Origin of the sequence: Streptomyces sp. WZ-12 (assembly GCF_028898845.1) — a bacterium.
Taxonomy (GTDB): Bacteria; Actinomycetota; Actinomycetes; order Streptomycetales; family Streptomycetaceae; genus Streptomyces.
The window spans coordinates 8,347,488-8,368,341 of record NZ_CP118574.1 but is presented as its reverse complement, the minus strand read 5'-3'; the positions used below and the strand labels follow the sequence as shown (position 1 = coordinate 8,368,341).

Sequence of the window (20,854 nt, the reverse complement as noted above, 5' to 3'; positions counted from 1 at the left end):
ACCGACAAAAGAGGCTGCCGCGGTTTCCTACGGGCCTGCGCGCAGTCAACTGCGGACAGCTCCGGCCGCCGTGGCGTCGAGGACATGACGACGCCGTAAGGAGAGGTCTCGTCGGTCGACGCGGACGTCGACGAGGCGGAGGCCACGGCGAGGGCGGCTGGGCCCTTTCGCTCGGGTCAACGGGCGGAGCTGAGCCGGCGGGAACGTCGAGGTGCTTTGATTGCCGCCTGCGCGGTCCGTGCCGGGCCCTCGGCCAACTACCGTGACTGCGCGGCGATCTGGATCAGATTGCCGCAGGTGTCGTCGAAGACGGCGGTGGTGACGGGGCCCATCTCCAGCGGCCCCTGAGTGAAACGGACCCCGAGGCCGCGCAGGCGCTCGTACTCCGCCTGCACGTCGTCGACCGCGAACTGGGCGAGCGGGATGCCGTCCGCGACGAGCGCGTCGCGGTACGTCCTGGCGGCCGGGTGGCCAAGAGGCTCCAGGAGGAGTTCGGCACCGTCGGGCGCCTCGGGCGAGACGACGGTCAGCCACCGGTCCGTCTCGCCCACCGGGACGTCGTGCTTCTTCACGAAGCCGAGGATCTCGGTGTAGAAGTGCAGCGCCTTGGCCTGGTCGTCGACGAAGACTTGAGTCAGATGGATCTTCATGAGGTGCTCTCCGGTCCGGATGAGTCGGGTAGGGGCCATCGCTCGGCGATCTGCCGCAGCGGAGCCGTGTTCAGGTCGTGGAACTTGTAGCGCCCCTCCCGCCTCGTCTCGACCAACCCCGCGGCCTCCAACACGGCGAGGTGCTGAGACACTCCCTGGCGGGAGATGCTGAGTTGATGCTTCATGGTCAGTCGCGAGCAGATCTCGAACAGGGTCTGCCCGGACCGGCACGCGAGTTCGTCGAGGATGACGCGGCGAGTGGGATCGGCCAGCGCTTTGAACAGGTCTTCGGCCACAACCACAGCATAGGCAAGTTGCCACTTGCCTATCAAGTCACGGTGCGCCACATGGCCACGACGACCACCGATTCGGGACGGCTACGGATTCAGGACGGCTCAAGAAGTTGCGCCAGCAGGGCGGTGTCGCGCAGATATCGCTCGTACGGGAAGCCGGCTTCGAGCAGGGCGTTGCGCAACTCGTCGTAGAGCGGTTTCCCGTTGTCGTGGAAGGCCGTGCGGCCGGCGTCGGTGATGCCGACCAGCCGTCGCCGCCCGTGCTCGGGATCGGGGCGGACCTGCACGAGCCCGGCCGCTTCCAACGGGCGCAGCGCCCGACTGATCGCCGGATCGGACACCGACAGCGCCTGCGCCAGCTGGTGCTGAGTCACCGGCTGAATGTCCTCCAGCGTTCCCAACAACCGCATCTGGCTGTAACTCAGACCGTCGGGGCCGTCGCCGCGTTGCCGCGCGGCCTCCCCGAGCAGGAACACCACGCGATGCAGCAAGTCGGCCAGTCCGTCGTCCATGATCCGAGCGTAGCAGAGTCTTGCGAGGTTAATATTAACCATGCAAGACTCTTGGGCATGGTCAAGATTCCGTACGTCGCGCAGTCCGCTTTCCCCCTGGCCTGGGTGCTGGTGGCGGCCTTAGGCGCGCTGATCCGCACCCGGCACAGCCCCTCCCGCCAGGCGGCACTGGAAACCTGGCAGCGGTGGTGGGCCGCCGCCGCACTCGGCTGCGGGAGCCTGTGGTTGACGATCGCGTTCCTCACCATCCCGGACGCGATGGCCACCACGATCGGCTTCGACCGGACCCCGTTCGAGTTCGAGATCGCCTTCGCCAACCTCGGGCTCGCCGTCATGGGCTTCCGCGCCGCCTCGTCCTCGGCCACGGCCCGCGAGCGCATCACCGTCGGCCTCGGCGCCGGCATGTTCCTCTGGGGCGCGGCGATCGGCCACGTCTACCAGTGGTTCGCCAACGGCGACCACGCCCCGGGCAACACCGGCGGGGTCCTGGTCTGCGACCTGCTCTTTCCCGCAGTCATGATCGCCCTCGCCCGTCGCTCACGACGCCTGCCCACCGCCGAACAGCCCGTCACCGCCGCCCTCGCCTGACACCGTGCCGGGCGCTCACCAACCCGTGCGCGCCCGAACCGGCACGGCGCGCCAACTCGCCCACAGGGCCGCCAAGTCGGCCCCGTAATCCCACTTCTTTCCGACCGGAACAGAGCCGCGCCCGGCATCCCGCCGATATCGCTAAGGCATGCGCGGCGGGAAGAAACCCCCACGCGACGATGGGACTTGTAGAGGTGTGCCGTGCTGGGCATCCTGTCCGGCCAGCTCACGGGCGGCGGGCCGGTCCCGTTCGAAGCCGCTGACGCCGCCCTGCGCCTCGCCCACCGAGCCGAACACGAGGAAGCCGGTCCGCAGGAACGGAGCGACATCCTGGCTCTTGTGGAGCACCTCGGCGTCCGCGGGTGGCCGCGGCTGCTCAGAGGGCGGGCGTGGTCTCCGCCCAGACGCAGACTGCCGGGATATCACCGGGGTTGCTGTAGCGGTGCGGCAGGGAGGAGTCGAAGCTGACGCAGTCACCGGGCTGCAGGCGGTAGTGCACGCCGTCGACCCAGTAGTCCAGTTCCCCGCTCAGGAGCAGGCCGACTTCTTCCCCGCCGTGGCTGTGCGGGTTGCTGCCGGAGGATGCCCCGGGGGCGACCTCCAGCCGCATCAGGTCGAGCTTGCCGCCGTGTTTGGGGTTGAGGAGGGCGTATCTCACGCCCTCCACCCCGGCTCGGGTGAGTTCCACGCGATCGTCGGGGCGGGTCACCACGCGGCGTTCGCGGTCGATGGCGTGGAAGAGCCGGCTGAGTGTCGTGCCGAGGGCGTCGACGATCGTCCGCAGCGTGTTGATGGTGGGGCTGTTCACATCCCGCTCGACGTTGCTGAGGTAGCTGCGGGACAGCCCCGTCTTCTCCGCCAGCTTCTCCAACGTGATGCCACGTTCCAGGCGTTCACGGCGGAGGAACTGGCCGATTCCCTCGCTCGCCTGGGCGCCTGGAGACTCAGGCATGGCATGCGCGGACTCTCCACTGGACACAAACGCCTCCATCAGTAAACACGACGCGGCGTCCAGCATAGTGGTTGCAAGCCACGTTCTGAATACTCTACGCTCCGTCGCATATACACGTCACAGGCTGGCTGAGGGCCCGCCGTGCGCCGCCCCTCGGAGACCCCATGGATGATCGCGACATGCCACCCGGCGGACACCGGACCGGCCAACTGCCGGAACTCCGCCTCGACCAGCGGGCGTTGGAGCACAACGTCCGGCTCATGGCGGCCTGGTGCCGCGACCACGGCGTTCAGCTGGCCCCGCACATCAAGACCACCATGACGCGCCCCATCGTCGAGCGGCAGTTGGCCGCGGGGGCGTGGGGCGTCACGGTCGCCACCGTGACACAGGCCGGGATAGCCCTGGACTGGGGAGCGCGGCGGGTGATCATCGCGAACCAGGTGATCCACCGCCACGATCTCGCGCTTCTGCGGCGGTGGCTCGACGAGACGCCGGATCTGGAGCTGTACTGCCTGGTTGACTCCTCGCAGGGGGTCGACCTCGCTCGGTCGGCCATGGACGGCACCCCCTCCCCCTTGCGCGTCCTCATCGACGTCGGGGCGGACGGAGGCCGCACGGGCATACGGGAACCGGCCGCAGCCGGTGACCTGGCCAAGGCCGTCCGGGCCTCAGCCGGTCTTCTGCTGGCCGGTGTCGCCGGCTACGAGGGTGTCCGCCCCAACCGGAGGGACGCCGCCACCCTCACGGAAGTCGATGTGCACTGCCGGAAGGCGATCGACGTCTTCCGCACCCTCGCCCCGCTGTTCCAGATCACGCGACCCGTCTTCAGTATGGGCGGCTCGGCCTTCCCCGACCGGGTCGTCCACGCCCTGGAGGAAGCCGCACGGCGCTCCGCTCCCGTGCCGATGGTGACCGTTCTGCGATCGGGCTGCTACGTCACTCACGACCACGGCACCTACGAGCACGTCTCCCCGCTGCCCGGGCTGAAGGCGGCACTGACCGTTCGGGCGGTCGTGCTCTCCACACCCGAACCAGGGCAAGCCGTCGTCGGCGCCGGCAAACGCGAACTGCCCTACGACGCCGGCCTGCCCGTCCTCCTCGCCGCCCGCGACGCACAAGGCGCGCCGCGACCGGCCGCCACGGCGGTCGCGGCCCAGATCTACGACCACCACCTGGTCCTCACCGACGTGCGTGACCTGCACGTCGGTGACGAGGTCGACCTCGGGATCTCCCACCCCTGCTCCGCCTTCGACCGCTGGCCCGACATCACCGTGGTCGACGGGCAGGGTCACCCGCACGACGTGTGGCATCCCCGATTCCGCTGACCGCACCGGCCGGAGTGCTCCTTGCTGGTGGCGCACCTGGCTCCGGTGCCGCCGCCAGGCTTCAACCTCCCTGAGTCGTAGTCGACTTCGCCCTGTAGGGCTTCGGTCTGGACGGCGCGGATGTCGTGGTCGCGTTGGGGGCGGCGGCCGTCTTGGCGGATGGGGGCGGCGGTGTGGATGGGGTCGTCGGCGTGGCGGACCGCCGCCGAGCGGGGCAGGCATGGCGACGGCGCCTTCCCAGATCCGCAGTGCGGCGGCGCGATCGGCCCACTGCCCACCAGACCCGTCATGGGCAGGCGAGAGCGGATCGGGCTTCTGCCGCTGCGCGTCCGTGAGTTCGTGCCGTCGCGCCCTACGAAGCGCCTGCCCCGCCCAAGCACGCAAGAGCCGCCAGAAACGCCTTGGCTCCCCGCAGGTCTCAGCCCTGGCGGGGGGAGAAAGTGCCGACGGCTTGGCCTTGGACCGTGCAGGCCCTGTCGTGGTAGCGGTCGACGAAGGTGCCGGTGAGGCCGGTGTACGCGTCGTAGTCGTGGTCCAGGGGCAGGTCCTTGCCCACTCTGAACCGCAACTGCACGTGGACGGACTCGCGGGGCTTCAGCGTCTTCGGGTCGACATCTTCAGCGGAGGACACGACCAGGAAGGGCTGGACCTCTGCCAGGAGTTTGCCGGTGGTGTTGGTGAGCGTCATGGAGAAGGGGTTCCAGGCACCACCCGCAGCCAACTGGTGCGGCAACCCGTTGACGGCCACGTGCAGTTGGTCGGACTCGAACGCGCAGGACTGACCCGCACCATCGGAATCACCGGGGCCCTTGCCTCCACTCGTGGCACCGGGGAGGTCAGGAGGGGCGGGAGTGCGGGGTCCGGCCTCGGACACCGCCTCCGTTGCGAACGCGGCAGCGGGCACGGCTAATACGGCGGTCGGCGCTATCACGGCGGCCGTTGCGGCGACCGCCAGGGCGCGGCGAATCTTCATCCAGCAGACCTCTCGGCTCTCAAGTTCCGCCTGAGCGGCACGGGTTGGCATTCGTCACGTTCGGGTCGCGCAGGACTCGTGACGTGTGTGAGTGCGCGTGAGTGCGCATGCGGATATGCGTACATGCGCGCACCTGCTCCTCGTTGAGAACCACTCGCGCTGCGAAGCGGTTGCACACTCAAGTCGCGGAAGCGGCACATGGGGTGGGAACATCCTGGGATTTCCGTTTCGCTTGCCCCCGAAGCTCATCGAGGGACGGAACGCGGCGGGACGATGCACCGCCGTGAACTCTCCGACCATGGCCGGGAGTTGCCTGCCCCACTGGTTTGCCGGAACGCCATGGGTCGTGGCACACGGTCTGCACCCGCTTCCGCCGCTACGCGCTCATGGAATCCGTGCCCTTCACACCGGCCCGGACCGGCCGCGCCGCCGGCCCGACCACGAGAGCGCGGAAAAGGCTCACGGCTCTCGCGGCTACCGCGGCGATGCGGCTGGCGCCACCGTCAAACGACTGCCGCCAGCCGCGATGCCGCCGCACCCGAAGCGCAGGCAAGATCGCCACAGCCGAATGTCAGGACTTTCGCCCTGCCAATTCCGTCGAAAGTCACTTATGAGGGGATGGCTCGCTCTGTCAGCCTGCCATTCAACGATTCACCTGTGGGCCGGGCCCCGTGCGCGAAGAGGCGTGCGCGGCGTGGATCCCAACACACACTGCTCTCCTTGTTTCGTGCCCGTCCGGGGTGAAATTCCCCTGCGCGCGGGAGGGTCGTGCCGTGTTGGCTCCGGCCAACCCCACCCGGGCGCGTACGCTCACGCGACGCGTCCCGAGCGAACAAGGAACATTGATGGCATCGAGCCTGACGAAGGTCCCCGCGCCACACGGCGAGAAGACCTTCTTCGGCCACCCTCGCGGCCTGGCCACGCTGTTCATGACCGAGATGTGGGAGCGCTTCTCCTACTACGGCATGCGCGCCCTGCTCGTCCTCTACCTGGTCTCCGGTGGCGCCGACGCCGCGACCGGCAGTCAAGGCGGCGGCCTTGCGTACACGGCGGCGACCGCCACCGCGATCTACTCGGTCTACGTGGCGATGGTCTACCTCATGGCCCTGCCTGGCGGGTGGATCGGCGACCGTGTCTGGGGCGCCCGCAAGACCGTGGCCATCGCGAGCGCGGTGATCGTCGCCGGTCACCTGTGCCTGGCGGTTCCGACCTCGGCGATGTTCTTCGTCGGCCTGGTCCTGGTAGCGATCGGCTCGGGTCTGCTCAAGGCCAACATCTCCACGATGGTCGGCCAGCTCTACAGCGACCCCAAGGACCCCCGTCGCGACGGGGGCTTCACGATCTTCTACATGGGGATCAACCTCGGTGCCTTCGCCGCCCCCTTCGTCATCGGCGTCCTCGGGGAGACGGTGAACTGGCACCTCGGCTTCGGTCTGGCCGCGGTCGGCATGGCGCTCGGTGCGGTCCAGTTCCTGATCGGCTCGCGCCACCTGAGCCAGGAGAGCAACCGGGTTCCCAACCCGCTCACGGCCAGGGAACGCAACGGCGTCCTCGTCAAGACCCTGGCGGTCGTCGCCGCGGCTGCCGTGTTCTACCTCCTGGTGGGCCTCACCGGCGTGTTCCGGCTCACCCTGAACTGGGCGCTCATCCCCATCACCGTGGCCGGCCTGTTGATCCCCGTCGCGGTGCTGGCCCGGATCAAGCGCGACAAGGACCTCTCCAACGAAGAGCAGACCAAGATGACGGCGTTCATCTGGTTCTTCGTGGCCGCCGCGATCTTCTGGATGATCTTCGATCAGGGCGCGTCGACGCTGTCCCTGTTCGGTGACGCCAAGACCTCCCGGGACATCTTCGGCTGGGAGATGCCCAACACCCTGTTCCAGTCGCTGAACCCCGCGTTCGTGATGCTGCTCGCGCCGGTCTTCGCCGCCCTGTGGCTGGCCCTGGCCCGCCGCAACCGCGAGCCCAGCACGATCGTCAAGTTCTCCGTCGCCCTGCTGGTGGCGGGCGTGTCCTTCTTCGTGTTCCTCATCCCCATGGGCACGGCCACCGGCGAGACGAAGGTCACCCTGTGGTGGCTGGTGCTGATCTTCCTCATGCACACCGTGGCCGAACTGTGCCTGTCCCCCGTGGGGTTGTCCCTGACCACGAAGATGGCGCCGGCCAAGTACGCCTCGCAGATGATGGGGGTCTTCTTCCTCGCGGTCACCGCCGGTGACAGCGTGACGGGCATGCTCGCCATCGCCGGCGTCGACCTCAACGGACAGGGCATGGTGGCCGTGGAGGCCGTCGCCGCCGTGGTAGCCGCCTTCGCCATCTACGCGTCCCGTAAGAAGGTCCAGTCACTCATGGGCGAAGTCCGTTAGGGCTTGCCTGGGGTTGTGCTCACGTGGCGGGCTTGATGCCTCGGATCAAAGCGGCCGATGCGTGCCGCTCGCGTCCGGGTGATCGACGAGTCACGGACCGAGGTGGGGAGCGAGCGCGCGTCGGCCGTCGTGTGGTCGAGCCCACACGGGGAGTGCCCGCACCCGAAGGGATACTCGTCCATGTGACGATAATCCTTGGGGGTGTCTACTCCACTGTCCGCAGTCTGCTGTCGGGCGTCCAAGGCTCGACGGCGCGGACGTCGTGGGGACCGGCCCTCCCGATGCCGGCTACCCCCATGCCGAAGTCCACGACGGCACCGTTCGACCGGGGCTACGTCCGTGCGGAACCAGTGCGGTGACCGGAGCCGATCGCCGGTGAACCGGAGCCGCTCGGCATCCTCGGTTTCCCGCAGGTGTGCAGGCCGGCGGCGCGCGGCCGGGTGGACGCCCGGCCGCGCAACTCTTCGACGCCTCGGTCCGGCAACGGCGTAGCCCGCGGTGCCAACCACCGTGAGCGCCAAGGCCGTCCAGGTGCCCGCCGCCGTGCCGGGTGGCAGCAGCGGCCACGTCACCACCCGCATCGGCGTGCTCCGGGGCGGCGGGGCGAAGAGCGAGGTCGAGAGCCAGGCGACCGGCAGTGTCCAGTTGACAAACGCCGGTCTCGCGCACCGACAGCCCGTCGAGCACCAACGACTGCAACACCTCTGTGAGTTCGGGTGCCAGGCACCGCAGCGCGTCTCCGACGTCACCGCCGACGGCCGCCGCGATCGTCCACGGCCAACCGACGGCGGTCCCGCCCACCGCGGCCCCCGCGAACGCGCCCGCCGCGCGCCACACCGCCAGACATGTCTCCTGCATGAACTCGGCGACGATCTGTTCGTCCGCACAGCGGCGGCGCAACCGCACCGCCAACCACGGCGACGTACGCCGGTACGACTCCTCACGGCCTGCTGCCGCCTCGTGCAGGTGATGACGGGTGCGGGTGCGGCGGTTCGGTCAGCGGCGGAACTGGGGGCCGTAGTTTCCGGGGGCGTCGGGTCGGGGGATTTCCATCAGTTCCACGGCGGGGGTTCCGAGGCCACGCATGGCGTGGACCGCCGCGTTCAGGGCGCGGTGACCGCCTCCGTCCCAGGCCCGCTCAAGAGTCCTGAGGACGGCGTGGTAGTTGCCGTCGAAGCGGTGCAGGAGCCGTCGGACGTGCGGGGGCGGCTGGTGCCAACCACCGGCGGGCACCCGGGCCATGGGGCGGACGTCCGGGAACGGCACGGGCGCGCCGCTGAACTCCCAGGCGCCGCGCACCTCGCGCAGTCGGCGTCCGTGATAGATCTCGCCGAAGGCGTAGTAGTGGGCCGGTTGGTCGTCCTCGAAGATGTCGGAGGGGTCGCAGGAGGTGCCCTCGCCCTGTTCCTTGACGATCTCCATGGCGCGCTCGGCGTCGTCGAGGGTCTTGACCGGCTTGAGCGTGTCCGAGCCGATGTGCTTGGCGAGTTGCCCTCGGGTGGAGAGTTCGGGTGCCACGGTGCGGAACGCCTCTTGCAGTTCGCCGTAGAAGGCGCCGACGGTGAGCGAGTCGTCCACGCTGCGGGCGAGAGGGGTTTCGGGCTTCTCGATCGCCATCATCACGTCGTGCACGGAGGTCTTGGTGAGCCCCGACAGATACACCGTCACTCCGCCCCGCACACCGCCGGGGAGCGGGGCGGGGTAGGTGGGGGCCGCGTCTCTGATTCTCGGGCGTCCGCCCACGGCGACAAGCAGGTTGCAGACCGTGCCCAGGTGGTACATCTCGTCGCCGACGATACGTCGGATCAACCGGGCGGCCTTGCTGTGGCGGTCCTTGATGGACCACCACCCGCACAAGTAGGCGGGGATGGTGGCGAGTTCGAGTTCCACCGCCACGTGGAGGGCCGACCTGATCCAGGCCAGGTCGCGGGCCTCCTGAGGGACGGCGAGGAGGCGCCTTACGGAGTTCTGGTCGGGCGCGAACTGGTGCCCGTCCACGGGCAGTTCGGCGGCTTGCGCACCGTTGGAGGCCGCGACGGACGAGGCGGCCGCAAGGGCTGCCGATGCCAGGACGCTTCGACGTTTGACCCGACTGCTCACCGGCGTACCCGGGTCTTCCCCTGCATGAGTCACCGTTGCCTCCGCTCACAGTCAAAGCCCCACATCAGCCGCATTCCTTCTGGCTCGGGACGGTGTTCGCGAAATTAGCAGCCGCCCTCCCCTATCCCGGTGTGCGCGGCTTCCGCCGCTGCGTTCGTCACCCAGTCGACCTAGTCGATCCATTCGATGCCCGGCTGCCGATGCTCGCGCCGAAAGGCGAGGGCCGCTGTCCTGTGACTCGTTGCCGGCCGATGCGGACTCCCACGGCGGCCCGCCCCGGTTCCCACCAGGGCCTGCGCAAGAGGCCACTTGGACAGGGAAATCGCAACTTCGACATGGCGCGCACGGACGGCTACCTTCACCTGACCTTCGGCGGTCGCCCACGGTCGCACAGGGGTTCCTTGAGGCTGGGCCGCCCGCGACGGGATGAGTCGGTCACGCCCCACGAACCCTCGCTCCCATGCGTGAGCCACCGAACCGGGTCCGCACCAGGCACCCTCATCAGGGAGAGACACATGCCCCATCTTGCTCTGTACACATTCGGCGTCCTGAAGTCGCCGCTCGCCGATCCCGCACCCCTCACGCACGAGTTCTACGACATCGGTGAGACCGTCTACCGGGAGATCAGTCAGCGCCCCGGATACCTCGCGCACGCTGAAGCGACAGCCGGTGACCGGGGCTCGCACTTCGACTTGGACTGGGGTGCATGGGGAGAGTTCGCCGTACCGACCTGGTACGGCAAGGGTCGTACGGGGGAAACCACCGCCCTGGCCGCGACCCTCTCGCTCTGGACCGATCTGCGCCCCGCCTTCGACGCCATCTACACCGGTCTGCACCGTGCGGCGCTGAACAGGCGCTACGACTGGTTCGAGAGGGCAGAACACCCGACTTACGCGTTCTGGTGGGTCTCCGACGGCGCGATACCCACCTGGCAGAACGCGGTTTCCAGGCTGGAGCACCTCCACGACCACGGCTCCACGCCGCACGCCTTCACGTTCCACCACGCGTTCGGCCCGGACGCAACTCCGATCAGGATTAAAGGCATCGGGCCGAAGAGCGACCAGGTTCGCTGACGGGGAAGCCCGCACGAGGGGATTCGCCGTCACCCGCCCGCACCCTTCAAGTGGACCTGATCGCACAGGAGTTGCCACACCGGGGCACCGGTGTGGCTGCTCGCCTTCGCTGTTCTTCAAAAGCTGCGGCGGCACTGGTTGGCGGTGCTCAGCGACGGTACGCGGCTGTCGCGATCTCGATGAAGGAGCGGATCAACGGATTGGTGTCGCCCTCGTTCCACACTGCCACCACTCGGCTCGACGGCATGTCGATCAGCGGCACCACGGCCAGCTCCGCGGGCAGGTCGTGCCCGAGCGGGGCCAGGCCGACCGTGCCGTTCCACAACACGGCCTGTAGGCATTCCTGGACGGCGCGCACCACTGGGCCCTCGCGGGGCCTGCCACCGTTCCAGTACGACTGCCAGATGGGGTCGGTGCCCTGCGGGAACTGGAACCAGCGGCGGTCGTCCAGTTCGGCCAGCCGCAGCCCGTCGCGGCGGGCCAGCGGATCGTCGGCGCGCAGGACCACGCCGACCGGATCGGTCCGCAGTGCACGCACCGTCAGGGCGGTCTCGTCGAACGGCGCCCGAGTCAGCGCGACATCGACCAGTCCGGAGCGCAGCCCGCAGGTCGGGTCGGTCAGATCGGTGTCGCGGATGCGGATGTCGATGCCGGGGTGGCTTCGGCGGTAGGCGGCGGCCAGCCTGGCCACTCCCGGGTCGGTGCCGTCGCCCAGGATGCCGATGGTGATGGTCGCGACGTCGGCCGCCGCGCTCACCCGTACCCGGACGCGGTCGGCGTGGTCGAGGAGGGCCCGCGCCTCGTCGAGCAGCACCGACCCCACCGGAGTGAGCGTGACCCCCACAGGCGAGCGGGCGAACAACAGGGCCCCGACATCGGTCTCCAACTGCTTGATCGCCCGGCTCAGTGGCGGCTGGCTCATGTGCAGTCGGGTGGCGGCCCGGCCGAAGTGGAGTTCCTCGGCGACCGCCACGAAGTAGCGCAGGGTTCGTAGCTCCACGCTGCAACGATACCCACGAGGTATCGGCGCCGCGGAACGCGTCTTGGACACTGACAGGTCCCCGGCGGTGCACTCGTGAGCATGACCGAAGAAGCGAAGACCAACGAGCCGCAGACTGAGCCCGCCGTGTCGGTGGTCGGTCCCGGCGACGGCGAGACGATCGTTCTGGGCACCACGCACATGCGCGTTCTGGAGGACGGCAGCCACACCGGGCACCGCCTCGCGATAGCCGAGTCCGTCCTCGCCCCGCACACCCAGGGTCCGCCGCAGCACCGCCATGCCCAACACGACGAGGGCTTCTACGTCCTCTCCGGCACCGTGCGGTTCACCGTCGGGGACGAGCACTACGACGCCAGCACGGGCACGCTCGTGATGGTTCCGCCCGGTACCCCGCACACCTTCGCCAACCTGACCGACCAACCCGCCGTCATGCTCAGCACGTTCACCCCCGACCTGTACGTGCAGTACTTCCGAGACCTCCAGGAGGTGCTCGCCGGCGGCCGGCCGTTGACGCCTGAGGCCAACGTCGACGCGATGAGCCGCTACGCGACCGAGCCCGCCACCGACCTCGCCTGAAGCCGGTCCCTCTGACGGCGGGCCGGGCCTTCAGCAGAACTCTTCTGGCAAGCGACGCAATCGACGGGGCGCCGTGAACCGGTGGCCCATGAACGGGAACCATGAACATCGCCTATTGGATCGTCGCGGGACCGCTCGCGCTCTTCTACTTCTACGCAGGCACGCTGAAGGTGATCCGCAGCCGCGATCACCTCCGACCGATGATGGCCTGGGTCGACCGCATCCCCTTGCCGGCCCTCAGAGCGCTGGGAGCGGTCGAAATACTCGGCGCAACCGGCCTGATCCTCCCGCCGCTGACCGGCATCGCTCCCGCACTGGCAGCGGCCGCGGCCATCGGCTTCGTGCTCCTACAGACCGGCGCGATCGCCGTCCATCTGACGGGCGAAGACCGCCGGATCGCACTCAACGCCGCGCTCACCGTTGCCGCGGCCGTGACCATCTGGCTGGCCGTCAGACTGTGATCGAACGCAGTCCCCGACCGATGGATGCGACTACCGGGCCGGTCGACCCACGGCCGCTGTGATGTCGCATGAACAGCGAACACGCCCCCCTCCAGGCCCTGTTCGGTGAGATGAACATCTGCTGTCGCAACTGGTAACAGAGCAAGAGGGTGGGGCACGGGGCCCGTTGGCGATCGCCCCGTGCCTCGCGGTGCCTCACACCACGTTGCGCTCGGTGCCTGCCAGCCCTGCCTCGTAGGCCAGGATCGCCGCCTGGGTGCGGTTGTCCAGCGCGAGTTTGGCCAGCATGCGGGAGACGTAGGTCTTCACGCTCGCCTGGGACAGGTAGAGCCGTCGGGCGATCTCGGCATTGGTCAGCCCGGCGCCGATGAGCTCCAGTACGCGCCGTTCGCTCCCGCTGAGTTGGGCCAACCGCTCCTGGACGGCCGTGCCGCACCCCCGCTTGGCCGTTGAGGCGCGACGCACGAGGCTGTCGAGGACCTCGGCGGAGACAACGCGGCCACCGCACAGGACGGTCCGGAGCGCGGCGGGGAGCTGCTGCGGGCACAGATCCTTGAGCAGGAATCCGGCGGCGCCGGCTTCCAACGCGTCCAGCACCCGGTCGTCGACGTCGAAGTTGGTGAGCATCAGCACTTTGGGCGGCCGCGTGAACCGCATGAGCTGTTCCGTGGCCGCGACGCCGTCGAACCGTGGCAGTCGTACGTCCATGACCACCACGTCGGGGCGGTGGGTGCGGGCCTTCGCCAGGGCGTCGGCACCGTCCTCGGCCTCCGCCGTGACCCTGAAGCCCGGTGCCGAGCTCAGCAGGAGGCACAGGCTCGACCTGATCAGCGGCTGATCATCGACCACCAGCACGGACGCGGTCACGTGGTTCCCTCACTACTCTCGAATTCGGGCACGGCGTTTCGTCGGGCGTGCCCGAATCCCAATTCTTGGATATTCCTACCCTGTCATGCGTCACGGGGGAGATTGACGGGACCTAGGTCCCACTGGTTCAGTGCCGAAGGTCCCCGAAATTCCCTCTGCCGTCCTTGCCGGGGAATGCATTGTCGACAACTCGGCCTGTGGGAGGGCGCCTTCGCGGGGAGCACCTGCCGATTCCGAAGGCTTCCCAGGCATCCGACAAGTCGAGGATCTTTCACCAGGAGGAAAGAAAGCACCTCTCGACGCTGCTTTATGCGTGGAGGAATTCTGGGGGCTGTATTATCCACTTGCGTGTCGGGGCGCCCCGCGCCGTCGACGACGGATGCGGGCGGCCCGTGTGCCAGAACTGGAGCACGGTCGGTCGGGCTACAAGGACGTGTGTTGTACCGACGGGCTTCCGACGACGCCGAAGGCAGCTCTCATGATCTCCCGTCTCTCCCCGCGTCACACCGCATGGGCCGAACCACAGGCCGCCGACGGTTCTTCACCGGCGCGGTGCGGTCCGCGGTTCGCCACGCAGGCAGGTGTCGACACCGGGTTCGTCGCCGGCAAGGCAACCGACAGTCGGGAGGCGGTCACGGTCGTCGGCAACACCCGTTGGCGCTCCCCCGGGCGCCCCGTGGCCGAACGCCGGGCGGGCCAGCTCATCCGCGGCGAACGCGAAGCGCTCTCGACGCTCGGTACCGGGATGCCCCACACGGACACCGGCGGAGCCCACCGCAGACGCAAGGGCACCGTCAGACGCCGTGTCCGGCCCCTGACGGCACCGCTCAGCGCCGCCAACCGCGGCCGGGCGAACCGGTGTTGCCTCCCCTGTGCGCAGGGCCCTCGACGGACGTCGCGGCTGGCTGACCGCGACGTCCCGGAGCACTGACGCCGGGCCCGCGCAGCGCCGCCCCGCGCTCCGGGAACCACGCGTGGCAGCACCACACACCAGCTTCCGCGTCCGGTGCCTGTCCTCGCCACCTAAACGATCACATCCGGTCACCGGGTGCCGCCGAGCGCGCCCAGGCGGCCCGGCACGCCCTGAACTGAACCGAGAACGAGGTGGCCCATGCCCATCCGTGTACTTGTCGTGGACGACCAGGCCATCGTTCGGATGGGGCTGACCATGCTGGTCGGCTCCTCGGACGACTTCGAGGTCGTCGGCGAAGCGGGCGACGGCACCGAGGCGTTGGCGCTGGCAGCGACGCGCCGGCCAGACATCGTGCTGATGGACCTGAACATGCCCGGCGTCGACGGGATCGAGGCCACCGGTCGGCTGATGCGGCTGCCTGAACCACCGAAGGTGCTGATGCTGAGCGTCTTCGACACCGACACCCGGGTGTTGGCCGCGCTACGGGCCGGGGCCTGCGGCTTTCTGCTCAAGGACCTGCAGCCCGAGGAGTTGTTCGCGGCGCTGCACAGCGTCACCGCCGGATGTCGGGTGGTCGCCCCCGATGTCATGGCGAGCCTGGTGCGCCGCGCCGCGGACCAGACCCCGATCCGGGTCAACGGGGCCGCCGAGAAGCTGTCCCTGCTCAGTCAGGGGGAACGCAAGGTGTTGGCCCTGGTGGGGTCCGGCATGACGAACGCTCAGATCGCGCGTTCCCTGTGCCTGTCGGGGGCGAGCGTCAAGACCTACGTCTCACGGGCGTTGGCCAAGCTCGGCCTCGACAACCGCACCCAGGCGGCACTGATCGCCCACGACATGGGCCTGGTCTCCCCCGGCCCCGCAGACCAGACCGAACGCTGACCCTGCTGTGCGCTCCCCCGCCTCCCGCCCGACGTCGCACTCGGCGAGCGCTTCGGCCGCGTCTTCCCAAGTACCCGTAGCCCAGGGGTACTTCCGCGGGGCCGTACGACACTGGGCCATGTGCGCGGTGGCCTCGACGGGCGGGAGGTGCGCCGCCGGAAGAGGGCGGTCACAGCCGCGCGGCCCAGGCATCCAGGGCCCGCCGGGTGCGGGGACCGTACTCTCCGGGCGCATCGCCCCGGACGCCGTCCCAGTTCTGGAACTTCAGGACCGAGGCGACGGTGTCCGTGTCGTATGAGCCGTATTGACGGCCGTGGTAGAGGCCCAGGCGCCACAACGTGTACTGGACGTCGCTGACCGCGGCGCCGGAGTCGCCGTAGCGGAGCACGCCGTTGGCGCTGCCGCCGGTTCCGGTATTCGGGCCACTGGCGGGAGAGGCGGAGGGGCCGCCTGAGGTGGGAGTCGTACCCGCAGAGCCGCTCCCACGGCTCGGGCGGTCCGTAAGGCCGGGACGCTCCGCGTCCGGAGAACCCGGCGCACCGGAGGGTGTCCCGGGATTCCCTCGTACCCGACCGGATGCATCCGGTGCCCCACTGGGATTCCGCTCCTGCGTCGCGCTCTGATCCCCCTTCCCTGGCTGGCCGCCCGGGTGTTCCGCACCGTGAGGTGCCGGGGTCAGACCGTCGGCCGCGCTGCCGGCGTCCGGCAGGCTCACGGTCGGATCGGAACCACCGCCCACCACGACGGGTACGGCGATGCCCAGGGCTGCTACCAGGACCGCTCCCCCGGCCGCTGCGGGGAGCCAGCGCCGGCGGCCCCTGCGGTGGGAGGCGGGGCCGGGCAGGGAGACGTCGAGCTGGTGCACGGGGGCGGTGAACTCGGAGGTCTCCTCGCCCGAGGACTCCGTCAACGGCGGGCGCTTCACCGTACGTTCCCCTGAGCATGGGCGTCCGACGGCGCGGGAGTTGACCGGTCCGCAACGGCCGGAGCGGGATCCGGTTCTCCGGCGGGGTTCAACATCGCCAGGTACTCGGGAACGCAGACGAACTCGTCTGCGCACAGGGGGAGCCAGCACAGTCCGGACCAGCCGGCGGCCCGGGCTACCGCCCGGAGCATGCGTTTCGGCACGCGAACTCCTTTCATCGCTGTGGTACTTCAAGGCCGGGAGACGGTGGGGAGCAGGTCGTTCAGCGGTTCGGGACGGGGCCACGGCGGGCCGTCGGGCGGCGGGGAGCCTTGGAATTGCGGGGACAGGCAAGGACGGCGTGGAGACGGAATCCCCCGTTCGGCAGGGCCCGGGTTTCCAACTGGCCGCCAGCCCGGGTGACTGCTTCCCGCAGACCGCGCAGGCCCAGTCGTCCGGAATCCGGCACGGCCGAAGCGGCAGCGGCGGGCCCGTTCTCCACCGAGAGCGCCACGCTGGCAACGGCGAAGGCCAGCGTGACGCGGGCCTCGGCACCGGGCGCGTGCTTCGCCGCGTTCGTCATGGCCTCGCGGCTCACCCGGCACAGCAACTGATCGGCGGCGGGCGGCAGTTCCCGCCGGTCACCCTCCAGCCGGTAGGAGACGGTCATGCCCGTCGCAGACATGTTGCGCACCAGCCTCGGAAGGAAGTCGGCGGCGGGCACCGGCCGCCTTCCCGCTGCCTCCTCCACGGCCTCCGGCTCGCCCAATATCCTTATGGTGGCGCGGAGTTCGCGCATCATTGCGCTGGCCGTACCGGCTATCCGGTCGGCGGTCTCGTGTGCCTTGGGCGGCAGGTCCGGCATCCGGCTCAGGGCCCCGGCGTGCAGGGCGAGCACCGATGCCTGGTGGCCGACGTTGTCGTGGATGTCGTGGGCGAGGCGGGCACGCTCCTCCAGGCGGGCGCACCGCTCCGCGTGACCCACCGCCCGTTCGGCCCGGTCCAGACGCTCGCGCAGCAGGATCTGCAACTGCCGTTCCCTACGGATCAACTCCCCCATCAGGACGGGCAGTAGCAGATAGCCGGCCAGGACGTGCTCCGTCTCCTGCGTCGTGGCCCCGCTGGTCCGGCTGAGCACCTGGACGGCGAGGTACCCGACGGCCGCCCCGGCGACGACGAAGTGACGCCGCCGTCCGCCGTGTTGGCCCAGCGAATAGGCGGCGATGATCAGCGGGGTCTGCTCGGCGGCGGCGAGCGCTGCCAGCAGGGCAGCCGCCACGCACAGGCCCGGGTGCCTGCGGCGGACCACCAGGGTCGCCGCGGCCCCAACGGCGTACAGACAGCCGATGGTGCGGTCCCCGGCGAGGCCGCTCCCGTCTGCGGCCTGGATCAACGCGCAGGAGATGCCGGCCACCAGCACGGCCAGGGTGACGTCCAGCGCTCGTCGATGCTGGGCGCGGCCCGAGAACCAGCCGGTGTCCGGCAGCAGTCGGGTCGGTCGGGCGGCCATCCGGCTCCTCGCGGGGGTGTCGTGGCGAACACGGCGGACGGACGGGGCCGCACGGGGCGCCTTTCCGATCCGGCGATCTGTCTCTCCGTCAGCGATCCGTCTCACGTCAGCCCTGCGCCCCGGCGCCGCCCTTGAGTAGCCCCGCGTCCTGGTACGCCGCCCGTTGGGCCGTCAACTGCTGCTTGTCGACGGTGAGTTGGGGGTCCCACTGATACGGCGGGGTCCTGCGCAGCACGTCCAGCTTCTGTCCCGTGGCCCTGGCCAGTACCGTCAGGTTCTCCTCCGAGGTGGCCCCGGGACCCTGCAGATCCGCGGCGCCCTTGCGCAGCGCGGTCAGGAACTTCTCGGCGGCGGGCCGGTGGGCGAACGCGGTCCCGAAGACAACGCCGGTGGCGGATGTGCCGCGCGGCGGCACGGCCAGCGGACTGGCCACTCCGCGCTCCTCCATGGCGGTGGTGAACGGCGCCGGCGCCAGGGCGGCGTCCACCCCACCGTCGGCGAGCGCGCCGCCCATGTCGGCCATCGGAACGTTGACGACCGTGACGTCCTTGAGCGTGAGGCCCTCCCCGCGCAGCGTCGCGGCCAGTTGGTAGCCCCCGGCGGCCCCCGCCCCACCCGCGACGGCGATCCGCTTGCCCTTGAGGTCGGCAACCCGCTTCACGCCCCCGGAGTCCAGCGCGCTCCGCGCCACTTCCAGTGCGGTGGGCGAGGGTTGTGTGCCGGTCGAGGCTCCCATGGAAGCCACCACGTCCACCTTCAGCCCCTGCTCCATGCCGTTGAACAGTCCGGCGGAGAACCCGGCGACGACCGCGTCCACTTTCCCGGTGCCGGCCAGCGGCACCGCATCCTGACCGGCCTGCACCTTCTGCAACTGCACCCTGAGGCCCTGCTCCTCGAAGTACCCCTTGGCCTCGGCGAGGTAGAGCGGCGCGAAGAGCGTGGAGGGCACGTGGGCCACCTTCACGGTTGTGGCCCCGGCGGTGTTGCCGTCCGACGCGCTCCCGTCCACGCCGCCCTGACAGGCGGCCGTGGTGGGCAGGGCCAGGACGGTCAACACGGCGAGGGCGGAGAACTGGCGACGGCGCACGAAGGCGCTCCTTTCCTGGCTCAGACGTCCGGGCGCGCGCCCGACGGGTCTTCCGGCCTCGGCCGGACGGTGGTGGGGATCAGGAGGTGGCGCTGCGGGACCGCAACAGCACCCGCCAGGGTGGTCGCAACGAGACCCGTGCCGTCCGCCACGGCAACAGCCAACGCTCGGCGAGCGCCAGCACCGCGGCCAGTACCGCCCCCAACAGCGCGACGCTGACCAGCCCCACATACATCCGATCGGGCTGGAACAAGGTCCAGGAATTCCACACCAGAAACCCCAAACCGCGCTCCGAGGCGACGAATTCGACGGCCACCACGACCACGATCCCGAGCCCCACGGCAGTACGCAGCCCGGTGAACACCGTCGGGGCCGCCCCTGGCAGCACCACACAGCGCAGCAGCCTGGGGCCGGACGCCCCGTAAGAACGGGCTGTCTCCCACACCCGCGGATCGATCTGCCGTACTCCCGCGAGGGTGTTGATCTGCAGGACGAAGAAGACCGCGATGGCGACGGAGAGCACTTTGGGCGTCTCCGTCAGCCCGAAGACAAGCATCAGGAGGGGAAGCGTGGCGGTCTTGGGCAGGCAGTAGAGCGCGGCGAACAGCGGCCCCAGAGCAGCGGCAACGATCCGAAAGAACCCCATCGCCAACCCCACGACGACTCCCACCACGGCGCCCAGCGCGTATCCAGGCAGCAGGCGTTGCAACGTCGCCACGACGTGCCCGCCCAGCTCACCGTCGGCCACCATGGCAACCAGGCGCTCGACGATACGCGACGGCGGCGGGAACAACAACGCGTCGACCAGCCCACCGTGCGCGGCCGCCTCCCACCCGGCCAGCAACACCACGGGCACAGCCAGCCCCAATCCAGCCGTCCGCACTGCCAGGCGCCGCGCCTGAACAACGGTCGAGCGGACCGCCTGCTCCCGTGCGCTCACCGTCCTGCTCTCCCGGCGCCGCCTCCCTCACCCGCACCGCTCTCCTTCCCCCCGGAGCATGGGTGTTTCCGCAACATCTCCCTGACCCTGGCGCGCAGACCGATGAACTCGGACGTGTCCTGAAGCCCCACCCCTCGCGGTCGCGCGAACGGCACCGCAACAACATCGATCACCGATCCGGGACGGTCGGACATCACCACCACACGGTCCCCGAGCAGCAGTGCCTCCTCGATGGAGTGCGTCACCATGACCACGGTCTTGCCTTCCTGCTCCCACAACTCAAGGAGCTGCTCCTGCATCTCCGACCGGGTCAACGGGTCCAGCGCCCCGAACGGTTCGTCCATCAGCAGCAGCGGGCTTCCGGACGCGAACGCCCGTGCCAGGGAGAGTCGTTGACGCATGCCGCCGGAGAGTCGGTCGGGGTAGCCGCGGGCGAAACCCAACAGGCCCACACGGGCGAGCCAGCGGTCGGCCACCGCGTCGGCCTCACGCCGTCGGAGGCCGGCCATGCGCAGCCCGAACCCCGCATTGGCCCGCACCGTCAGCCACGGCAGAACCCCGAAGTCCTGGAACACGAAGGCTGCCGCCGGCCCGCCGAACTCCCCGGGGCGCCGTCGCACGGTCCCCGCTGAGGGCAGATCGAGCCCGCCGAGCATCCTCAGCAGGGTGGACTTCCCACAACCGGACGGTCCGACGACGCAGACGAACTCTCCGTCCTCCACCGTCAGCGACACCCCGTCCAGCGCAGACACCACTTCACCCTCTGCCGAGAGGAAGTGGCGCGCTATGCCCTCTGCCGACAGTACGGGCGCGGGGGTTTCGACGACGCGGATGCTCACCCCCAAAAGGTACTGAGGCCACAGTTCCCCGCGCAGTCTCCATATG

Annotated in this window: 20 protein-coding genes and 1 pseudogene; 7 read left to right on the top strand and 14 right to left on the bottom strand. The window is 69.5% G+C overall.

The genetic code is table 11. The features are described 5' to 3' along the window. Positions 1-257 precede the first annotated feature (257 nt). The 3 genes from PV796_RS36700 to PV796_RS36690 form a co-directional block, all read right to left on the bottom strand. The gene (locus tag PV796_RS36700; RefSeq protein ID WP_274918073.1) at positions 258-650 is read right to left on the bottom strand and encodes a VOC family protein; all 393 of its coding nucleotides are present in this window, start codon (positions 648-650) and stop codon (positions 258-260) included. Next, the gene (locus tag PV796_RS36695; RefSeq protein ID WP_274918072.1) at positions 647-946 is read right to left on the bottom strand and encodes an ArsR/SmtB family transcription factor; all 300 of its coding nucleotides are present in this window, start codon (positions 944-946) and stop codon (positions 647-649) included. Before PV796_RS36695 ends, PV796_RS36700 begins: the two co-directional genes overlap by 4 nt. A gap of 89 nt (positions 947-1,035) precedes the next feature. After that, entirely contained in the window at positions 1,036-1,455 is a 420-nt protein-coding gene (locus PV796_RS36690; protein ID WP_274918071.1) for a MarR family winged helix-turn-helix transcriptional regulator, read from the bottom strand. 57 nt (positions 1,456-1,512) lie between these two features. On the opposite strand from PV796_RS36690, the gene PV796_RS36685 reads away from it, so the two are divergent. Continuing rightward, entirely contained in the window at positions 1,513-2,043 is a 531-nt protein-coding gene (locus PV796_RS36685) for a DUF6790 family protein (protein WP_274918070.1), read from the top strand. A 376-nt stretch (positions 2,044-2,419) separates the two neighbouring features. Here the strand turns inward: PV796_RS36685 and PV796_RS36680 are convergent, their stop codons facing one another. Next, on the bottom strand, positions 2,420-2,995 hold the full coding sequence (locus PV796_RS36680; protein WP_274918069.1) for a helix-turn-helix domain-containing protein: 576 nt from the start codon (positions 2,993-2,995) through the stop codon (positions 2,420-2,422). Positions 2,996-3,159: 164 nt separating this feature from the next. Between PV796_RS36680 and PV796_RS36675 the strand changes: the two genes are divergently transcribed. Then, positions 3,160-4,320, top strand: a complete 1,161-nt coding sequence (locus PV796_RS36675; RefSeq protein WP_342456942.1) for an alanine racemase — start codon at positions 3,160-3,162, stop codon at positions 4,318-4,320. 418 nt (positions 4,321-4,738) lie between these two features. Here PV796_RS36675 and PV796_RS36665 read toward each other — a convergent pair whose 3' ends face one another. Continuing rightward, positions 4,739-5,293: a hypothetical protein gene (locus tag PV796_RS36665; RefSeq protein WP_274918068.1), complete on the bottom strand. Its 555-nt coding sequence runs from the start codon at positions 5,291-5,293 to the stop codon at positions 4,739-4,741. 845 nt (positions 5,294-6,138) lie between these two features. On the opposite strand from PV796_RS36665, the gene PV796_RS36660 reads away from it, so the two are divergent. After that, on the top strand, positions 6,139-7,659 hold the full coding sequence (locus tag PV796_RS36660) for a peptide MFS transporter (RefSeq protein ID WP_274918067.1): 1,521 nt from the start codon (positions 6,139-6,141) through the stop codon (positions 7,657-7,659). 651 nt (positions 7,660-8,310) lie between these two features. Here PV796_RS36660 and PV796_RS36655 read toward each other — a convergent pair. Together PV796_RS36655 and PV796_RS36650 are read right to left on the bottom strand one after the other, a co-directional pair. After that, a pseudogene (locus tag PV796_RS36655) lies at positions 8,311-8,625 on the bottom strand (RNA polymerase subunit sigma-24); the annotation flags it as partial. Between the two features lie 30 nt (positions 8,626-8,655). After that, on the bottom strand, positions 8,656-9,759 hold the full coding sequence (locus PV796_RS36650; RefSeq protein WP_274918066.1) for a ferritin-like domain-containing protein: 1,104 nt from the start codon (positions 9,757-9,759) through the stop codon (positions 8,656-8,658). A 515-nt stretch (positions 9,760-10,274) separates the two neighbouring features. On the opposite strand from PV796_RS36650, the gene PV796_RS36645 reads away from it, so the two are divergent. Then, positions 10,275-10,832 (top strand): DUF3291 domain-containing protein, encoded by a 558-nt coding sequence (locus PV796_RS36645; RefSeq protein ID WP_274918065.1) that lies wholly within the window; start codon positions 10,275-10,277, stop codon positions 10,830-10,832. Between the two features lie 148 nt (positions 10,833-10,980). On the opposite strand, the gene PV796_RS36640 is transcribed toward PV796_RS36645, so the two are convergent. After that, positions 10,981-11,832 (bottom strand): LysR family transcriptional regulator, encoded by an 852-nt coding sequence (locus tag PV796_RS36640; RefSeq protein ID WP_274918064.1) that lies wholly within the window; start codon positions 11,830-11,832, stop codon positions 10,981-10,983. An 81-nt stretch (positions 11,833-11,913) separates the two neighbouring features. Between PV796_RS36640 and PV796_RS36635 the strand changes: the two genes are divergently transcribed. Both PV796_RS36635 and PV796_RS36630 read left to right on the top strand, forming a co-directional pair. Beyond that, the gene (locus PV796_RS36635) at positions 11,914-12,408 is read left to right on the top strand and encodes a cupin domain-containing protein (protein ID WP_274918063.1); all 495 of its coding nucleotides are present in this window, start codon (positions 11,914-11,916) and stop codon (positions 12,406-12,408) included. 101 nt (positions 12,409-12,509) lie between these two features. Next, positions 12,510-12,869 (top strand): DoxX family protein, encoded by a 360-nt coding sequence (locus PV796_RS36630; protein ID WP_274918062.1) that lies wholly within the window; start codon positions 12,510-12,512, stop codon positions 12,867-12,869. Between the two features lie 195 nt (positions 12,870-13,064). On the opposite strand, the gene PV796_RS36625 is transcribed toward PV796_RS36630, so the two are convergent. Then, complete coding sequence (locus PV796_RS36625; RefSeq protein ID WP_274918061.1) at positions 13,065-13,736, bottom strand: response regulator; 672 nt, start codon at positions 13,734-13,736, stop codon at positions 13,065-13,067. Positions 13,737-14,847: 1,111 nt separating this feature from the next. On the opposite strand from PV796_RS36625, the gene PV796_RS36620 reads away from it, so the two are divergent. Then, positions 14,848-15,528 (top strand): response regulator, encoded by a 681-nt coding sequence (locus PV796_RS36620; RefSeq protein ID WP_274918060.1) that lies wholly within the window; start codon positions 14,848-14,850, stop codon positions 15,526-15,528. Positions 15,529-15,697: 169 nt separating this feature from the next. On the opposite strand, the gene PV796_RS36615 is transcribed toward PV796_RS36620, so the two are convergent. The 5 genes from PV796_RS36615 to PV796_RS36595 all read right to left on the bottom strand — a co-directional run bounded on the left by PV796_RS36615 (position 15,698) and on the right by PV796_RS36595 (position 20,808). Then, positions 15,698-15,916 (bottom strand): peptidoglycan-binding domain-containing protein, encoded by a 219-nt coding sequence (locus PV796_RS36615; protein WP_274918059.1) that lies wholly within the window; start codon positions 15,914-15,916, stop codon positions 15,698-15,700. A 799-nt stretch (positions 15,917-16,715) separates the two neighbouring features. Further along, positions 16,716-17,942, bottom strand: a complete 1,227-nt coding sequence (locus tag PV796_RS36610) for a sensor histidine kinase (RefSeq protein WP_274918058.1) — start codon at positions 17,940-17,942, stop codon at positions 16,716-16,718. Positions 17,943-18,048: 106 nt separating this feature from the next. Next, positions 18,049-19,029: an ABC transporter substrate-binding protein gene (locus PV796_RS36605; protein WP_274918057.1), complete on the bottom strand. Its 981-nt coding sequence runs from the start codon at positions 19,027-19,029 to the stop codon at positions 18,049-18,051. Between the two features lie 79 nt (positions 19,030-19,108). Next, the gene (locus PV796_RS36600) at positions 19,109-19,969 is read right to left on the bottom strand and encodes an ABC transporter permease (RefSeq protein ID WP_274918056.1); all 861 of its coding nucleotides are present in this window, start codon (positions 19,967-19,969) and stop codon (positions 19,109-19,111) included. After that, positions 19,966-20,808: an ABC transporter ATP-binding protein gene (locus PV796_RS36595; protein WP_274918055.1), complete on the bottom strand. Its 843-nt coding sequence runs from the start codon at positions 20,806-20,808 to the stop codon at positions 19,966-19,968. The genes PV796_RS36600 and PV796_RS36595 overlap by 4 nt, the downstream gene beginning before the upstream one ends. Positions 20,809-20,854 lie beyond the last annotated feature (46 nt).